At 59.4% G+C, this 14,708-nt stretch carries 13 protein-coding genes; all 13 read left to right on the forward strand.

Annotated features, from left to right (window positions below; all coding sequences use genetic code 11):
* The first annotated feature begins 31 nt into the window (after positions 1 to 31).
* The 13 genes from pgi (at position 32) to bioB (ending at position 14,600) form a co-directional block, all read left to right on the forward strand.
* On the forward strand, positions 32 to 1,585 hold the full coding sequence (gene pgi / locus ABD653_RS01290) for a glucose-6-phosphate isomerase (protein WP_160779493.1): 1,554 nt from the start codon (positions 32 to 34) through the stop codon (positions 1,583 to 1,585).
* 209 nt (positions 1,586 to 1,794) lie between these two features.
* Entirely contained in the window at positions 1,795 to 2,502 is a 708-nt protein-coding gene (locus ABD653_RS01295) for a DNA helicase (RefSeq protein WP_199801126.1), read from the forward strand.
* A 338-nt stretch (positions 2,503 to 2,840) separates the two neighbouring features.
* Positions 2,841 to 4,310, forward strand: a complete 1,470-nt coding sequence (locus ABD653_RS01300; RefSeq protein ID WP_160779494.1) for a DEAD/DEAH box helicase — start codon at positions 2,841 to 2,843, stop codon at positions 4,308 to 4,310.
* Between the two features lie 120 nt (positions 4,311 to 4,430).
* Positions 4,431 to 5,780: a glutathione-disulfide reductase gene (gene gorA / locus ABD653_RS01305; protein WP_160779495.1), complete on the forward strand. Its 1,350-nt coding sequence runs from the start codon at positions 4,431 to 4,433 to the stop codon at positions 5,778 to 5,780.
* Between the two features lie 55 nt (positions 5,781 to 5,835).
* Positions 5,836 to 6,855 (forward strand): NAD-dependent epimerase/dehydratase family protein, encoded by a 1,020-nt coding sequence (locus ABD653_RS01310; protein ID WP_160779496.1) that lies wholly within the window; start codon positions 5,836 to 5,838, stop codon positions 6,853 to 6,855.
* Positions 6,855 to 7,577 (forward strand): SDR family oxidoreductase, encoded by a 723-nt coding sequence (locus ABD653_RS01315; protein ID WP_160779497.1) that lies wholly within the window; start codon positions 6,855 to 6,857, stop codon positions 7,575 to 7,577. The genes ABD653_RS01310 and ABD653_RS01315 overlap by 1 nt, the downstream gene beginning before the upstream one ends.
* A gap of 62 nt (positions 7,578 to 7,639) precedes the next feature.
* Positions 7,640 to 9,172 carry an acyl-CoA carboxylase subunit beta gene (locus tag ABD653_RS01320; RefSeq protein ID WP_160779498.1) on the forward strand — a complete coding sequence of 511 codons (1,533 nt, stop codon included), beginning with the start codon at positions 7,640 to 7,642 and terminating at the stop codon, positions 9,170 to 9,172.
* Positions 9,153 to 9,440, forward strand: a complete 288-nt coding sequence (locus ABD653_RS01325; protein WP_160779499.1) for a hypothetical protein — start codon at positions 9,153 to 9,155, stop codon at positions 9,438 to 9,440. The genes ABD653_RS01320 and ABD653_RS01325 overlap by 20 nt, the downstream gene beginning before the upstream one ends.
* Positions 9,437 to 9,874: a methylmalonyl-CoA epimerase gene (gene mce / locus ABD653_RS01330; protein WP_160779500.1), complete on the forward strand. Its 438-nt coding sequence runs from the start codon at positions 9,437 to 9,439 to the stop codon at positions 9,872 to 9,874. Before ABD653_RS01325 ends, mce begins: the two co-directional genes overlap by 4 nt.
* A gap of 115 nt (positions 9,875 to 9,989) precedes the next feature.
* The gene (locus tag ABD653_RS01335; protein ID WP_160779501.1) at positions 9,990 to 10,775 is read left to right on the forward strand and encodes an enoyl-CoA hydratase-related protein; all 786 of its coding nucleotides are present in this window, start codon (positions 9,990 to 9,992) and stop codon (positions 10,773 to 10,775) included.
* Positions 10,775 to 11,386 carry a glutathione S-transferase family protein gene (locus ABD653_RS01340; protein ID WP_160779502.1) on the forward strand — a complete coding sequence of 204 codons (612 nt, stop codon included), beginning with the start codon at positions 10,775 to 10,777 and terminating at the stop codon, positions 11,384 to 11,386. Before ABD653_RS01335 ends, ABD653_RS01340 begins: the two co-directional genes overlap by 1 nt.
* Before the next feature lie 10 nt (positions 11,387 to 11,396).
* Positions 11,397 to 13,547, forward strand: a complete 2,151-nt coding sequence (gene scpA, locus ABD653_RS01345) for a methylmalonyl-CoA mutase (RefSeq protein ID WP_160779503.1) — start codon at positions 11,397 to 11,399, stop codon at positions 13,545 to 13,547.
* Positions 13,548 to 13,589: 42 nt separating this feature from the next.
* The gene (bioB, locus tag ABD653_RS01350; protein WP_160779504.1) at positions 13,590 to 14,600 is read left to right on the forward strand and encodes a biotin synthase BioB; all 1,011 of its coding nucleotides are present in this window, start codon (positions 13,590 to 13,592) and stop codon (positions 14,598 to 14,600) included.
* Positions 14,601 to 14,708 lie beyond the last annotated feature (108 nt).

The raw sequence follows: 14,708 nt of genomic DNA on the forward strand, positions 1-14,708 counted from the left end.
GAGGGAACGAGTGGCAAGAGGAATTTGTGCGATGGCAAAGGCAGCAGGGGATGCGATCGGTGCGGCATGGGATCGGATCAGGGGCGTAAAGTTGCATGCGCTGGCGGACCTTTTCGCCGCCGATGATGCCCGCGTGGCCAAACTGAGTGGCCGGATCGACTGGGGCGAGGATCTGACCGCTGGCGGCATTCTGTTTGATTGGACCAAAACGCACCTCGACGACGAGCTTCTCGGCGGATTCGAAGAGCTTGCCAGCGCAGTCGACTTTTCTGCAGCGCGCGCGAAGCTTCTCTCCGGCGCGAAAATCAATGCCACCGAAGGCCGCGCCGCTGAGCATACTGCGCCGCGTGGAACCGGAGCAGAGGCGTCTGTCGAGGAAGCCCAAGCACTGCTCGCCCGGATGAAAATGCTGGTCGATGCCATCCATGATGGCGCATTGGGCGAAGTGAAGCATCTGATCCATATCGGGATCGGCGGCAGTGCTTTGGGCCCCGATCTGGCGGTAGACGCATTGACCCGCGATCTGGCCAAGGTCGATGTGCATGTTGTGTCCAACATCGATGGGGTTGCTTTGGAACAAGCCTTTGCCCTTTGCGATCCGCAAACGACCATGCTGGCAGTCGCTTCAAAGACGTTCACCACGATCGAGACTATGACCAATGCGGCCAGCGCGCTCAAATGGCTGGGCGATAATGGAGTGGATGATCCCTCGGGCCGGGTGGTGGCTCTGACCGCAAGTCCTGAAAAGGCAGTCGAATGGGGCGTCGATGAAACGCGCGTCCTGCCGTTTATGGAAAGCGTCGGTGGGCGTTATTCGTTGTGGTCGAGCATCGGCTTTCCGGTTGCGCTAGGTGCGGGCTGGGACGAGTTCGAGGCGATGCTTGCAGGGGCGCAGATGGTCGACCAGCATTTTGCGAGCACCGAGGGCAGGGCCAACCTGCCGTTACGCGCCGCCTTCGCCGATCAATACTATACCCGTGTTCGCGGCTGCCAGACCCGTGCCGTGTTTGCCTATGACGAACGCCTCGCGCTGTTTCCCAGCTACCTCCAGCAGTTGGAGATGGAGAGCAATGGCAAGCGCGTAACCGCAGCCGGAGAGCCTGTCGATGGCCCGACGGCGCCGGTGACATGGGGCGGTGTGGGTACCGATGCGCAGCACGCCGTGTTCCAGTTACTGCACCAGGGTACCCATTTGATCCCTGTTGATTTCATCGCCAGCATTGCGCCGGGCGACATGCTCGACCCCGCGCATCACCGTATCCTTCTGACCAATTGCTTCGCCCAAGGGGCGGCATTGATGGCGGGGGGCAATATGGCGAGCGATGGCAAAGACCCCGCGCGGGCTTTCCCCGGCAACCGCCCCAGCGCCACGATGTTATGCGACGATCTGGACGCCGCAACGCTGGGCGCGCTTATCGCGTTTCACGAACACCGGACCTTTGCCAATGCTGTGCTGATGGGCATCAACCCGTTTGACCAATTCGGCGTCGAGCTGGGCAAGAAAATGGCGAATGACATCGAGCGAGGCGACGCTGAGTTCGATGCGAGTACGCGGGCTTTGTTGGGGGCGGCCGGACTCGCTTGACGAAACCTCTTTTGGCAGCAGCTGTGCAAACCCGAGATCTGAGAGTTGCTGACTAACCTGCCAGTTCGTACCACTGTAGCAGGTTGACCCAAACCTCCCCCCTCCGACGGGGAAGCACCGTTCGTGCAGGGTAATTGATGATCATCGAACTATCTGTTCGAGCTCGCGCATAAGGAGGGGTTGCGTTTCAGGCTCGGAACGGAGGTTCCATGATGAAACTATCTGCACCGATTTATCAGTTGAAGCGCCACGCCAAATTGATGGCGCGCGAAGCCAACCTTCCACTCCATCAGGCGCAAGACCGGATCGCGAGACGTGAGGGTTTTGTTTCATGGAGTCAGCTTGCTGCGGCAGCTGCCAAGGCGCTGCCCGGAGGGCTTCTTGGGAAGATGGAAGCTGGCGACCTTGTGATACTCGCTGCCCGGCCAGGGCACGGAAAGACACTCTGCGCGCTCAATCTGCTTGTGGAAGCGACACGGGAGGATCGGCGGGCCGTTCTTTTCACACTCGACCTGACACAGGAGCAGGCACTCGATCGACTTGAGGAGATGGGCGACGAGAAACTTGCCACTTCAGTGGAGCTCGAGACTTCCGACGATATCGATGCTGATTTCATTATCGCCGCCATGGCTAGTGCGCCAAGGAACTCCGTGGCGGTCATCGATTACCTGCAATTGTTGGACGAACAGAGGAGCAAGCCCGCCATTAACGACCAGCTTGGGAAGCTTCGGGCATTTGCATGTGAGCGCGGCATAATCCTCATTTTCATTTCCCAGATAGACCGTTCGTTTGAAGAGGGTAGCGAGCAAATGCCAAGAATCGCGGACGTTCGATCGCCTAATGCACTTCCGACGGAAGTCTTCTCAAAAGGGCTGTTCCTGCATGAAGGGAAAGCGTTTCTTGAGACGCTGAATTAGGCTAGTCACGCCGTGATAGTGGCCTTTCGGCAATGATCTGCCGGGAGGCCGCAACGGGTCAGCTCGATAGGGTGTCGCCGTGAGTGACGGTTTCCCGGGTAGCAGAGCTCCTCAAATCGATTGACATTTTCGCTGCACTGCACCATATGCCATCGCATCGAAGCGCCCTGCAGCGTGAACTGGCGGTAACCTCCAAAATTCTCCGCCCCGGCAGCGACTTCGGTCTTTTCTAATGAAGCTTCCCTTTTCACGCGGGTCGTTTTGACACCCGCGCCGCGCCCGGACTCCACTCGGAGTCCGTGAGCGCGCCGCATATTATGCGAGTTCGATACTCAACAATGACTAATACTACTTTTGACCAACTCGGTCTGTCGCAGCCTGTGCTGCAAGCTCTCGATATGAAGGGCTATACCGAACCGACCCCGATCCAGGCGCAGGCGATCCCGCCGGTGCTGGAAGGGCGCGACCTGCTGGGGATTGCCCAGACAGGTACCGGCAAGACCGCCGCTTTCATGCTGCCGAGCATTGACCGGCTGCGTGATGCGGACAAGCAGACGCCGTTCAAATCTTGCCGCATGCTAGTGCTTGCACCAACGCGCGAACTGGCCGGGCAGATTGCCCAGTCGGCCAAGGATTATGGCGCGATGGCGGGCCTGAAGGTCCACTCCATCGTCGGCGGAACATCGGTCGGCAAGGATCGCAATAAACTGCATCGCGGCACCGATATCCTGGTCGCAACACCCGGTCGCCTGCTCGATCTGATCGACCAGAAGGCCTTCCGTCTCGACGGCGTGGAGATCTTGGTGCTGGACGAGGCCGACCAGATGCTCGACCTTGGCTTTATCCATGCCCTGCGCAAGATTAGCGAACTGATCCCGGCCGAGCGTCAGACGCTTTTCTTCAGCGCCACCATGCCCAAGCAGATCCAGGAACTGGTCGGCAAATATTGCCGCAATCCGGTGAAGGTCTCGGTGACTCCGGCTGCGAGTACGGCGGAGCGGATTGAGCAATATCTGTTCATGGTCCAGCAGGACGAAAAGCAGGCTCTGCTCGAACTGATCCTGTCCGAGCGGCATCAGGTGCCCGGCAAGTTCGAACGCGTTCTGATCTTCACCCGCACCAAGCATGGTGCGGATCGCGTTGTGAAAAAGCTTTTCCAGCGCGGTATTCCGGCCAATGCCATTCACGGCAACAAGAGTCAGCCACAGCGTGAGCGTGCGCTGAGCGAATTCAAAAAGGCCAAGACGCCTATTCTGGTCGCGACCGATGTTGCCGCACGTGGGATCGATATCCCCGGCGTGAGCCACGTAATCAATTACGAGCTGCCCAATGTGCCCGAGCAATATGTGCACCGCATCGGCCGGACTGCGCGTGCAGGCGCCGACGGTGTCGCGATTGCGTTCTGTGCCGAGGACGAGCGTGCCTATCTGAAGGACATCAACCGCAACACCGATGCCGAGTTTGACCGCCTGCCGTTGCCGGACAATTTCCGCGCCGTGGTTGAAGGCGTCGGCCCGACGAAGCCTGCGCCCAAGCAGCAGCGTGGACAGCGCGTGAGTGCCAAACCGAAGGCTGGTGGTCGCAAGGGTGGACCCAAGCGGGGCAAGCCCCAGGGCGGGCGCGGTCCCGTGGCAAATCCTGCGCAAGGCGGTGGTGAAAGTGGCGGCGCGGGCGGCAAGCCCAAGCGCAAGCATCCGAACCGTGCCGGTCGTCCCAATCGCCCTGGGGGCGGTCGCCCGCAAGGTGGCGGATCGGGCGGGGGGCGTCCCCAGCGTCGCCAAGGTGGCGGCGGACAGCCACGCGGCTGAGACGGCCCGGCTAGGCCCGTAACCTGTCGGGCCAAGTCTTCGAACCACACGTAAGCGACGCTGGCGGTTGGCAAGAGCCTCCGCCAGCGCCATATCGCCTGCGCAACAGGAGATTCCCGCATGGCCGAATACGATTACGACCTCTTCACCATTGGTGCCGGATCGGGCGGCGTTCGCGCCAGCCGAGTAGCGGCGGCTCATGGCGCGAAAGTCGCCATTGCTGAGGAGCATCGTGTCGGCGGGACGTGTGTCATTCGTGGTTGCGTACCCAAGAAGATGCTCGTTTACGGCGCGCATTTCGCTGAAGATCTCGAGGACTGCCAGAAATTCGGATGGGAAATCGAGGGCAAGAGCTTCGACTGGATCAAGCTGCGGGATAATGTGCTGGACGACGTCACGCGGATCGAAGGAGCTTATACCGACACGCTCGAGAGCCACGATGTTACCATTTTCCACGAACGGGCCGAGATCACTGGCGCGAACGAGATTACCCTCGCGAGCGGCAAGACCGTCACAGCAAAGACGATTTTGATAGCCACTGGCGCGCGCCCGCGCTTGCCCGAATGCGAGGGCGTTGAACACGGCATCACGTCAAACGAGGCGTTTCATCTCGATGAACTGCCAAAGAAGGTCGTGATTGCTGGCGGCGGTTACATTGCAAACGAGTTTGCCGGGATCTTCAACGAATTCGGCAGCAAAGTGTGCGTAGTCAATCGTGGCGACCAGTTGTTGCGCGGCTATGACGAGTCGGTGCGTGATCGACTTCTGCAAATCTCGATCACCAAGGGGATCGAGTTTCGGTTCAACACGACTTTCGATTACATTAAGCCGTGTGACGAGGGCGGCTATTTCGTGAAATTGAAGAACCACGAGGAAGAACGTGCGGACCTGGTTATGTTTGCTGTGGGACGCGTGCCCAACACCGAGGGGTTGGGGCTTGATGCCGCCGGAGTGGAACTGGGCGAGAATGGAGAGATCAAAGTCGATGAGTTTAGCAGGACCAGCGTTGATCATATCTATGCTGTCGGCGATGTAACAGATCGGGTTCAGCTGACCCCGGTTGCCATCCGCGAAGGCCAGGCTTTTGCCGATAGCGTATTCGGCGATATCGAGCCTTATTCCGTCGATCACAGCTGCATCCCAAGTGCCGTCTTCAGCCACCCACCTATCGCAGCCGTTGGCATGACGGAGGGTGAGGCCAAGAACAAGCTTGGCTCTGTTCGCGTTTTCCAATCCGATTTTCGACCGATGAAAAATGTCTTGGCCGGCCGCAATGAACGCAGCCTGATAAAGATGATTTGCGAGGGTGATAATGAGCGGATTGTCGGCATTCACATGATCGCGCCGGAAGCTCCGGAAATGATGCAGGCTGCAGCGATCGCAGTAAAAGCCGGCCTGACCAAGGCCGATTTCGACGCAACGACAGCGATCCATCCGACTATGGCCGAAGAGCTTGTCCTGATGAAGTGAATTGCCCGATGAACCCGATGGGGGTAGCCTTTTCTGTTATACGGGGGAGGGCAAGATGACGGGTACAATTCTGGTCACTGGCGGCACCGGCTATATCGGCGGCGAAGTTATCGATCAGCTGCTGGCCAAAGGCTATTCGGTCAACACAACAGTGCGCAATGTTTCCAAGAGCGAACTGCGCTTGCGCGCACGCTGGCCCGACGCGGGCGAACGACTGAAAGTGTTCCAGGCCGATTTGATGAGCGATGATGGCTGGGCCGAGGCCAATGCAGGCTGCACGGCAGTCGCCCATGTTGCATCGCCGTTTCCTCTGGGCATTCCCAAGAACAAGGATGAACTCGTCATCCCCGCGACCCAGGGCACATTGCGGGCCCTGAAGTTCGCGCATGGAGCCGGGATTGAGCGCTTCGTGCAGACCAGTTCGGCTGCAGCGATAGCTTATGGCCACCCGGACAAGGATCATTTCGACCATACCGACTGGACCAATCTGAGCGCCGGTGTGCCGCCCTATATCGAGAGCAAGACAGTGGCGGAGCGGGCCGCCCGCGACTGGGTGGCGGACAACGCGCCGAGCATGGTGTTTTGCTCGGTCAATCCGGTCGCCGTGTTTGGCCCGGTGGAAAATGATGATCTGTCGACCTCGATCGAAATGGTCAAACAGATGTGCGACGGATCCATTCCCGCTTTGCCGAATATGGGTATCTCCGTATGCGATGTGCGCGACGTGGCCGAGGCGCATGTACGCGCAATAGAGGCACCTGCTGATACAGTGTGCGAAGAGCGTTTTCCGACTGCAACCAAGTTCATGTGGATGAGCGAGATGGGCGAAGTTCTGCGCAGTCGTGCGCCGGAGCTTTCGGGCAAGGTGGCAACCCGCAAAATGCCCGACATTATCGTCAAGATGCTTGCTCCCTTTGTGCCAGCGATGAAGCAGGTGAAGGGCGAGTTGAACAATATTCGCGATGTCTCCGGCAAGCATACCGAGGAGGTGCTCGGCTTCACCTTCATCGAGCCAGAGCAAACCCTGGAAGACACGCTGCGTAGTCTGGTCGAGAGAGGCATTGTGAAAGTCTGATGGACGTATCCGGAAAAACGATCCTCCTTACCGGAGGCACAGCAGGCATCGGACGTGAGCTGGCGCAGCAACTTCAAGTGTTGGGCGCAACGGTTGTGCTGACCGGGCGCAATGCGGAACGCTTGACCGCCATGCAGACGCTGGGATTCGAGACGCTCGACGCAGACCTTTCCAACGCCGCGGGCGTCGATGCGTTGTTGGCGGCATGGGGTGATCGCCCGCTTGATATCCTTATCAACAATGCGGGGCAGCTGGTCGACCATGACTTTCGCAAGGGTTCCCCGAATGCGGATGCGGCGGATGACGCTATCTACGCCAATCTCAATGCACCTATTCGCCTGACGACTGGCCTTATGGCGCATCTCAAGGCGCGGCCCCAAGCGGCCATCGTGAACGTCACCAGCGGGTTAGCGATTGCACCGGCGGCGCGGCAGCCGGTCTATTGCGCGACCAAATCAGGCCTGCGGTTCTATACACTCGGCCTGCGCGAACAGCTCAAGGACACCGATATCCGCGTGATCGAGGCGCTGCCGCCGGTGGTCGATACCCAGATGAATGATGGCAATCCGATGAAGAAGATGCCGGCGGAAGAATGCGCCCGACAAATCGTGGTGGCAATCCTGCGCGACAAGGACGAGGCCAATATCGGCATGACCAAGGCGCTGCGTTTTGCAGAATCGATTTCGCCCGCACTCGCCAGAAGTGTGACGCTGCGTTTTTGACAGATTGACGCTGCGGCGCAGCTGCGGCAACGCTTCCGGCAAGATCACAAACAGGGATGCCAATGTCAGCCAATATCGCCGAGATGGAACGACGCCGTGAAGCTGCCCGGATGGGTGGCGGGCAAAAGCGGATCGACGCCCAACATGCAAAGGGCAAACTGACCGCGCGCGAGCGGCTCGACGTGCTGCTGGACGAGGGCAGCTTCGAAGAAGTCGACATGTATGTCGAGCATGACTGCGTCGATTTCGGCATGGCCGAGCAGAAGATTCCCGGCGATGGTGTTGTATGCGGCAGCGGCACGATCAACGGCCGTCTGGTCTATGTCTATTCGCAGGATTTCACTGTCTTCGGCGGCAGCTTGTCCAAACGTCATGCAGAGAAGATCTGCAAGGTGATGGAAACCGCCATGAAGAATGGTGCACCTGTGATCGGCCTGAATGACAGTGGCGGCGCGCGTATCCAGGAAGGCGTCGCCTCGCTTGGTGGCTATGCCGACGTGTTCCAGCGCAATGTTCTGGCCAGCGGCGTTGTCCCGCAGATCAGCCTGATCATGGGGCCGTGTGCGGGCGGTGCGGTGTACTCGCCTGCGATGACCGACTTCATCTTCATGGTGAAGGACAGCTCCTACATGTTCGTGACCGGGCCCGACGTGGTCAAAACGGTCACCAACGAGGAAGTGACGCAGGAAGAACTGGGCGGGGCAGTGACGCACACCACCAAGACCAGCGTCGCCGATATCGCTTTCGAGAATGATATCGAGGCGCTGCTCGCGACCCGTAATTTCTTCGATTACCTGCCCTTGAGCAATCGCGAGGAAGTACCCGAGCGCCCGACTGCCGATCCGTTTGACCGCATGGAAATGAGCCTCGATACGCTCATTCCGGACAATGCGAACCAGCCTTACGACATGCACGAAGTCATCCGTAAGACTCTGGACGAGGGCGATTTCTTCGAAGTGCAGCCCGCCCATGCGGGTAATATCCTGTGCGGCTTCGGCCGGATCGAAGGGCGCACGGTGGGTGTGGTCGCCAACCAGCCGATGGTGCTGGCGGGCGTGCTGGATATCAACGCCTCCAAGAAAGCGGCGCGCTTCGTGCGTTTTTGTGATGCGTTTGAAATTCCGATCCTGACCTTCGTCGATGTGCTCGGTTTCCTGCCCGGCACCGCGCAGGAGCATAACGGGATCATCAAACACGGCGCGAAGCTGCTGTTTGCCTATGCCGAGGCAACCGTGCCCAAGATCACCGTCATCACGCGCAAGGCCTATGGCGGCGCGTATGACGTCATGGCTTCAAAGCATTTGCGCGGCGATTTGAACTACGCATGGCCGACCGCCGAAATCGCGGTGATGGGGGCCAAGGGAGCGGTGGAAATCATCTTCCGCAAAGACATCGGTGATCCGGACAAGATCGCCGAACGCACCAAGGAATACGAAGACCGCTTCGCCAACCCCTTTGTGGCAGCCCAGCGCGGCTATATCGACGAAGTGATCCACCCGCACTCCACACGGCGGAGGATTGCACTGGGGCTCAGGAAGCTGCGCAACAAGCAGCTCGAAAACCCTTGGAAGAAGCATGACAATATTCCGCTCTGACGCCAACTCACTGCTTCAGACTTTTCAGGCCCTCCTTTGGAAGGAATGGGATCCAATTGGCGTGAATGATGGCGACGGTGATTGGCCCGACGATGAGTACGACAACTACGCTACGCAGCTTTTGACCCTTGTCCAAACGGGCAAGTCAAAAGTAGAGATTGAAGCTTATCTGACGACCGTCGAGACAGAGTATATGGGGCTGGGGCCATCAGGACGATCAGGTCCAGTTGCTGAGCGCGCAATTCAAATTTTCGGAGAGAGAAAATGAAACTGGGCCGTCTCAATCATATCGGCGTAGCAACGCCTTCGATCGCGGACTCCATCGCGCATTATCGTGATGTGATGGGGGCGAGCGATATCACGGAACCGTTCGACTTGCCCGAGCAGGGGGTGAAGGTCTGCTTCGTCAATACGCCCACGCATTCCGGGATGGACGGGACGCAGATCGAGCTGATCGAGCCGTATGACGAAAGCTCGCCGATCAATGGCTTTCTCGCCAAGAACCCGGCGGGCGGGCAGCATCATGTCTGTTTCGAAGTGCCCGATATCGCCGAAGCGCGGGCGGAGTTCGAGGGGATGGGCAAGCGCGTCCTTGGACCCACCCGCATCGGTGCGCATGGCACGCCTATCTTTTTCGTCCATCCCAAGGATATGCAGGGCATGCTTACGGAGATCATGGAAACGTCCAAGGGCGACCATTGATCGGCACGCACAGCACCGCGCGACGCCCCGCGTCGTAGCGGACTTGCTACCGGCATCCATCCGCGCCAGTGTTGGTCGGCGAAACGAAACTGATACACGAGCTTGGGAGAGCCCTTTGTCTTACGAAACGATCATCGTCGAGAATGACGGTCCGCTGAAAACCATTACGCTGAACCGGCCCGACCGGCTTAACGCCATGCCGCCGCAAATGGCGGACGAGATTGGCGACGCGTTTTATGATCTTGGCGATGCGCGCGCAGTGCTGATTACCGGCGCGGGTAAGGGGTTTTGCTCAGGCGCCGATCTTGCGGCACGCGGTGAGGGGAGTGCCACCCAATCGAAGGGCGGTAGCCACAAGGCGTTGCAGAATCACTATAACCCTGCGGTCAGCCAGGTGCTGCGCGCACCGGTGCCGGTCATATGCGCGGTCAATGGACCGGCAGCAGGTGTAGGCTGTTCGCTGGCGCTCGCAGCAGATTTCACGATCGCGGCCAAGAAGGCTTACTTCCTTCAGGCCTTCGTCAATATTGGTCTGGTCCCTGACGGTGGTTCCACTTGGTTGCTGGCGCGTGCCATCGGCAGGGCCCGCGCGACCCGCATGATGATGCTGGGTGAGAAAATCGGCGCCGAACAGGCCGAGGAATGGGGCCTGATCTACAAAGCCGTCGAGAATGAAGCGTTGATGGACGAGGCGCGCGCTCTGGCGGAAAAACTGGCCAACGGCCCGACACTGGCGCTGCGCACTATGAAGCAGAACATCGCGCTCGCCACCGATGGCAGCTTGCAGCAAGTGTTTGTGGCCGAGGCGGAAGGCCAGCGTTTGGCCGGCGCCAGCGCCGATGCGATGGAGGGCGGCATTGCCTTCCTGCAAAAACGCAAAGCCGAGTTCAAAGGCCAGTAGTGCTGTTCTACGACAGTCCGAACCCGGCGCCCAATCCGCGCCGGGTTCGCATTTTCGCAGCCGAGAAGGGCATCGAACTTCCAAGCAAGGAAGTATCGATCATAGCGCGCGAGCAGAAGTCGGACGCCTATCTGAAGATCAATCCGCGCGGGCAAACGCCATCGCTGGAAACCGATGATGGTGCGGTGATAACCGAAAGCGTCGCCATTTGCCGCTATCTCGAGGCGCTGCATCCCGATCCGCCGCTGTTCGGCACAACGGCGCTGGAGATCGCCCAGATCGATATGTGGTGCCGCCGGGTGGAAATGGTGCTGATGGCTCCGGTGGGCGCAGTGTGGGTGCATACGCATCCCTACACCGCAAAAATCCCGGGCCGGATGGTGGAATATGGCGAAGCCAATCGTCCGCGCGTGGAGGAAGCTTTCCGCTTCTTCGATACATCTTTGAAAGACAGCGAGTTTCTGGCCGGCGACCAATTCTCCATGGCCGACATCCTGTTGCTGACAACCATGGATTTTGCCGCATTCGTGGGTTGCGGTGCGCCGCAAGATTGTGCAGCGCTTGCGGCGTGGCATGAAACTGTAAGCGCGAGGCCCAGCGCCAGCGCCTGAAGGATCGAAAATGACCGAGAAGCCGACCGTTTCGGATTGGGAAGCCCTTGCCGACAAAGAGAGCAAGGGGCGCGATCTCAACTGGCAAACGCCCGAAGGCTTCACGATCAAGCCGCTCTATACTGGCGAGGACACAGCCGATATAGATCCGGGCCTGCCGGGCTTCGCGCCGTTTACGCGCGGGGTTAAGGCCAGCATGTATGCCGGGCGCCCATGGACGATCCGGCAATATGCGGGTTTCTCCACGGCTGAGGAATCGAACGCGTTTTACCGCCGCAATCTGGCGGCAGGGCAAAAAGGCCTTTCGGTAGCGTTCGATTTGGCCACCCACCGCGGCTATGACAGTGATCACCAGCGCGTGGTCGGTGATGTCGGCAAGGCGGGCGTGGCGATTGATACAGTGGCGGACATGGAAATCCTGTTCGACCAGATCCCGCTCGACACGATGAGCGTTTCCATGACCATGAATGGTGCGGTGATCCCGATCCTGGCGTTCTATATCGTCGCGGGCGAACGGCAGGGCGTGAGTACGGAGAAGCTTTCCGGCACCATCCAGAACGACATTCTCAAAGAATTTATGGTCCGCAACACGTACATCTATCCGCCCGAACCCAGTATGCGGATCGTGAGCGATATTATCGCCTACACATCTGCCAACATGCCGAAATTCAATAGCATTTCGATCAGTGGCTATCACATGCACGAGGCCGGTGCGACGGCTGTGCAGGAGCTGGCCTTCACCATTGCTGACGGCAAGGAATATGCCCAGCGCGCCATGGCAACCGGGCTCGATATCGATGCCTTCGCAGGGCGGCTTTCCTTCTTCTTCGGCATCGGCATGAACTTCTTCATGGAGATTGCCAAACTGCGCGCTGCACGCACGCTGTGGTACCGCGTGATGGACGGGCTGGGCGCGCAGAGCGAGCGTTCCAAGATGCTGCGCACGCATTGCCAGACGTCGGGCGTCTCGCTGCAGGAGCAGGACCCGTACAACAATGTGATCCGTACGACGGTGGAGGCCATGGCCGCGACGTTGGGCGGCACCCAATCACTCCACACCAATGCACTTGACGAGGCGATTGCGCTGCCGACCGACTTCAGTGCTCGCATCGCACGCAACACGCAGCTGGTGTTGCAGGAAGAAAGCGGCATCAACAATGTCGTCGATCCGCTGGGCGGTAGCTATTATATCGAGGCGCTGACCAAACAATTGGTCGACGATGCCGAAAGGATGCTGGCCGAGATCGAAGCGGCCGGAGGGATGACCGCGTATGTCGCCACAGGCAAACCCAAGGCTCAGATCGAGACCGCCGCCGCTCAAAAACAGACCGGGATCGACAAGGGCGAAACCGTGATCGTGGGCGTGAACAAATATCGTCTCGCTGAAGAGCAGCAAATCGAGACGCTGGACATTGACAATCATGCTGTCCGTAACGGCCAGATCGCGCGGTTGAAGAACGTGCGCGCGGGCCGGGACGAGGCGGCTTGCCAGGCAGCGCTGAAAGCTCTGACCGAAGGATCTACAGGGGATGGCAACGTGCTGGCTCTGGCTGTCGATGCCGCACGCCACGATGCGACGCTGGGCGAAATCTCGATGGCGATGGAAAAGGTGTTCGGTCGCCACGATGCCACGCCCAAGCCGGTACAAGGTGTCTACAAGACCGCTTACGAGTTCGATCGCCGTTGGCAGCAGGTGCTTGACGGTGTGGATGCAGTGGAACGTCGCCTTGGCCGCAAGCCCAAGATCATGGTCGCGAAGATGGGCCAGGACGGCCACGATCGCGGGGCCAACGTCATTGCCAGTGCCTTCACCGATATGGGCTTCGAAGTGGTCTCCGGCCCGCTGTTCCAGACCCCGCAAGAGGCGATGGACATGGCGCTGGAAAACGAAGTCGATGCTATCGGCGCAAGCTCACTCGCAGCCGGGCACAAGACCCTGATCCCCGAACTTATCAATTTGCTCAAAGAGGCTGGTCGCAGCGATATCAAGGTCGTCGTCGGCGGCGTGATCCCGCCGCAGGACTATGACTTCCTGCGCGAGGCCGGGGTACAGGGCATCTATGGCCCGGGCTCCAATGTGGTTGAATGCGGCGCGGACATGCTGCGCCTGCTGGGCCACAATATGCCACCCTCAGGCGATGAGCTTGAGGCGGCAGAGTAGAAACTTAGCTATGCCAATCTATCGATATGTGAGAGACGAAGTTTGACCCAAATCCGTACCGACTGGGCCCGCGAGGAAATTGCGGAGCTCTTCAACCTTCCTTTCACCGAGCTGCTTTTTCAGGCGGCAACCGTGCACCGGGAAGTGCATCCGCCGGAGGAAGTGCAGCTTTGTACGCTGCTCAGCATCAAGACTGGCGGTTGCCCGGAAGATTGCGGCTATTGCAGCCAGTCGGTCCATGCCGATAGCGGGGTCGAGGCGACCAAATTGATGGATGTGCAGGCGGTGCTGCAGCGCGCAGCGCAGGCCAAGGATGCGGGCAGCCAGCGTTTCTGCATGGGTGCCGCATGGCGCAACCCGAAGGATCGCGACATGCCCGCCATTGTCGAGATTGTGAAGGGCGTACGCGGCATGGGTCTGGAAACCTGCATGACGCTGGGCATGTTGACGCCGAAACAGGCTGAAATGCTGTCCGAAGCGGGTCTCGATTACTACAACCACAATGTCGATACCGGCCCTGAGTATTACGAGCGGGTGATCACCACGCGCAATTACCAGGAACGGCTCGATACGCTGCAAAATGTGCGCGATTCCGGGATCAATGTGTGCAGCGGCGGGATCGTTGGGATGGGCGAAACGCGCGACGATCGTGTCGGCTTCGTTCACACGCTTGCGACGTTGGAGCAGCATCCCGAGAGCGTGCCGGTCAATGCGCTGGTGCCAGTGAAGGGTACAGTACTGGGCGATATGCTGGCCGACACGCCACTAGCCAAAATCGACGATATTGAGTTTGTCCGTACGGTCGCGGTGGCGCGGATCACTATGCCCAAAAGCATGGTGCGGCTGTCTGCCGGCCGCGAGAGCATGAGCGAGGCAACCCAGGCGCTGTGCTTCATGGCCGGCGCGAATTCGATCTTCACGGGCGACAAACTACTGACGGCGGCCAATGCGGGCGATGAAAGCGATGCGGCCTTATTCGCCAAGCTCGGCCTGAAACCCCTTCAGGGCGATGAGCCGATGCGGGCGGAGAAGGTTGCGGTCCCGGCCGAGTGACAGGGCGGCTCTTCGTTCTGACCATTAGCCTGGTTGCGGGGCTTGCAGCGATAGGATTCGGATTAGGCTGGTGGCATGCTGTCCCTCGCGAATCCTGCTATTGGGGCG

Origin of the sequence: Parerythrobacter jejuensis, assembly GCF_039536765.1 — a bacterium.
Taxonomy (GTDB): Bacteria; Pseudomonadota; Alphaproteobacteria; order Sphingomonadales; family Sphingomonadaceae; genus Parerythrobacter; species Parerythrobacter jejuensis.

Coding starts and splice junctions, on each gene's coding strand:
- pgi (WP_160779493.1), top strand. CDS start 32: ATGGCAAAGGCAGCAGGGGATGCGATCGGTGCGGCATGGGATCGGATC.
- ABD653_RS01295 (WP_199801126.1), top strand. CDS start 1,795: ATGATGAAACTATCTGCACCGATTTATCAGTTGAAGCGCCACGCCAAA.
- ABD653_RS01300 (WP_160779494.1), top strand. CDS start 2,841: ATGACTAATACTACTTTTGACCAACTCGGTCTGTCGCAGCCTGTGCTG.
- gorA (WP_160779495.1), top strand. CDS start 4,431: ATGGCCGAATACGATTACGACCTCTTCACCATTGGTGCCGGATCGGGC.
- ABD653_RS01310 (WP_160779496.1), top strand. CDS start 5,836: ATGACGGGTACAATTCTGGTCACTGGCGGCACCGGCTATATCGGCGGC.
- ABD653_RS01315 (WP_160779497.1), top strand. CDS start 6,855: ATGGACGTATCCGGAAAAACGATCCTCCTTACCGGAGGCACAGCAGGC.
- ABD653_RS01320 (WP_160779498.1), top strand. CDS start 7,640: ATGTCAGCCAATATCGCCGAGATGGAACGACGCCGTGAAGCTGCCCGG.
- ABD653_RS01325 (WP_160779499.1), top strand. CDS start 9,153: ATGACAATATTCCGCTCTGACGCCAACTCACTGCTTCAGACTTTTCAG.
- mce (WP_160779500.1), top strand. CDS start 9,437: ATGAAACTGGGCCGTCTCAATCATATCGGCGTAGCAACGCCTTCGATC.
- scpA (WP_160779503.1), top strand. CDS start 11,397: ATGACCGAGAAGCCGACCGTTTCGGATTGGGAAGCCCTTGCCGACAAA.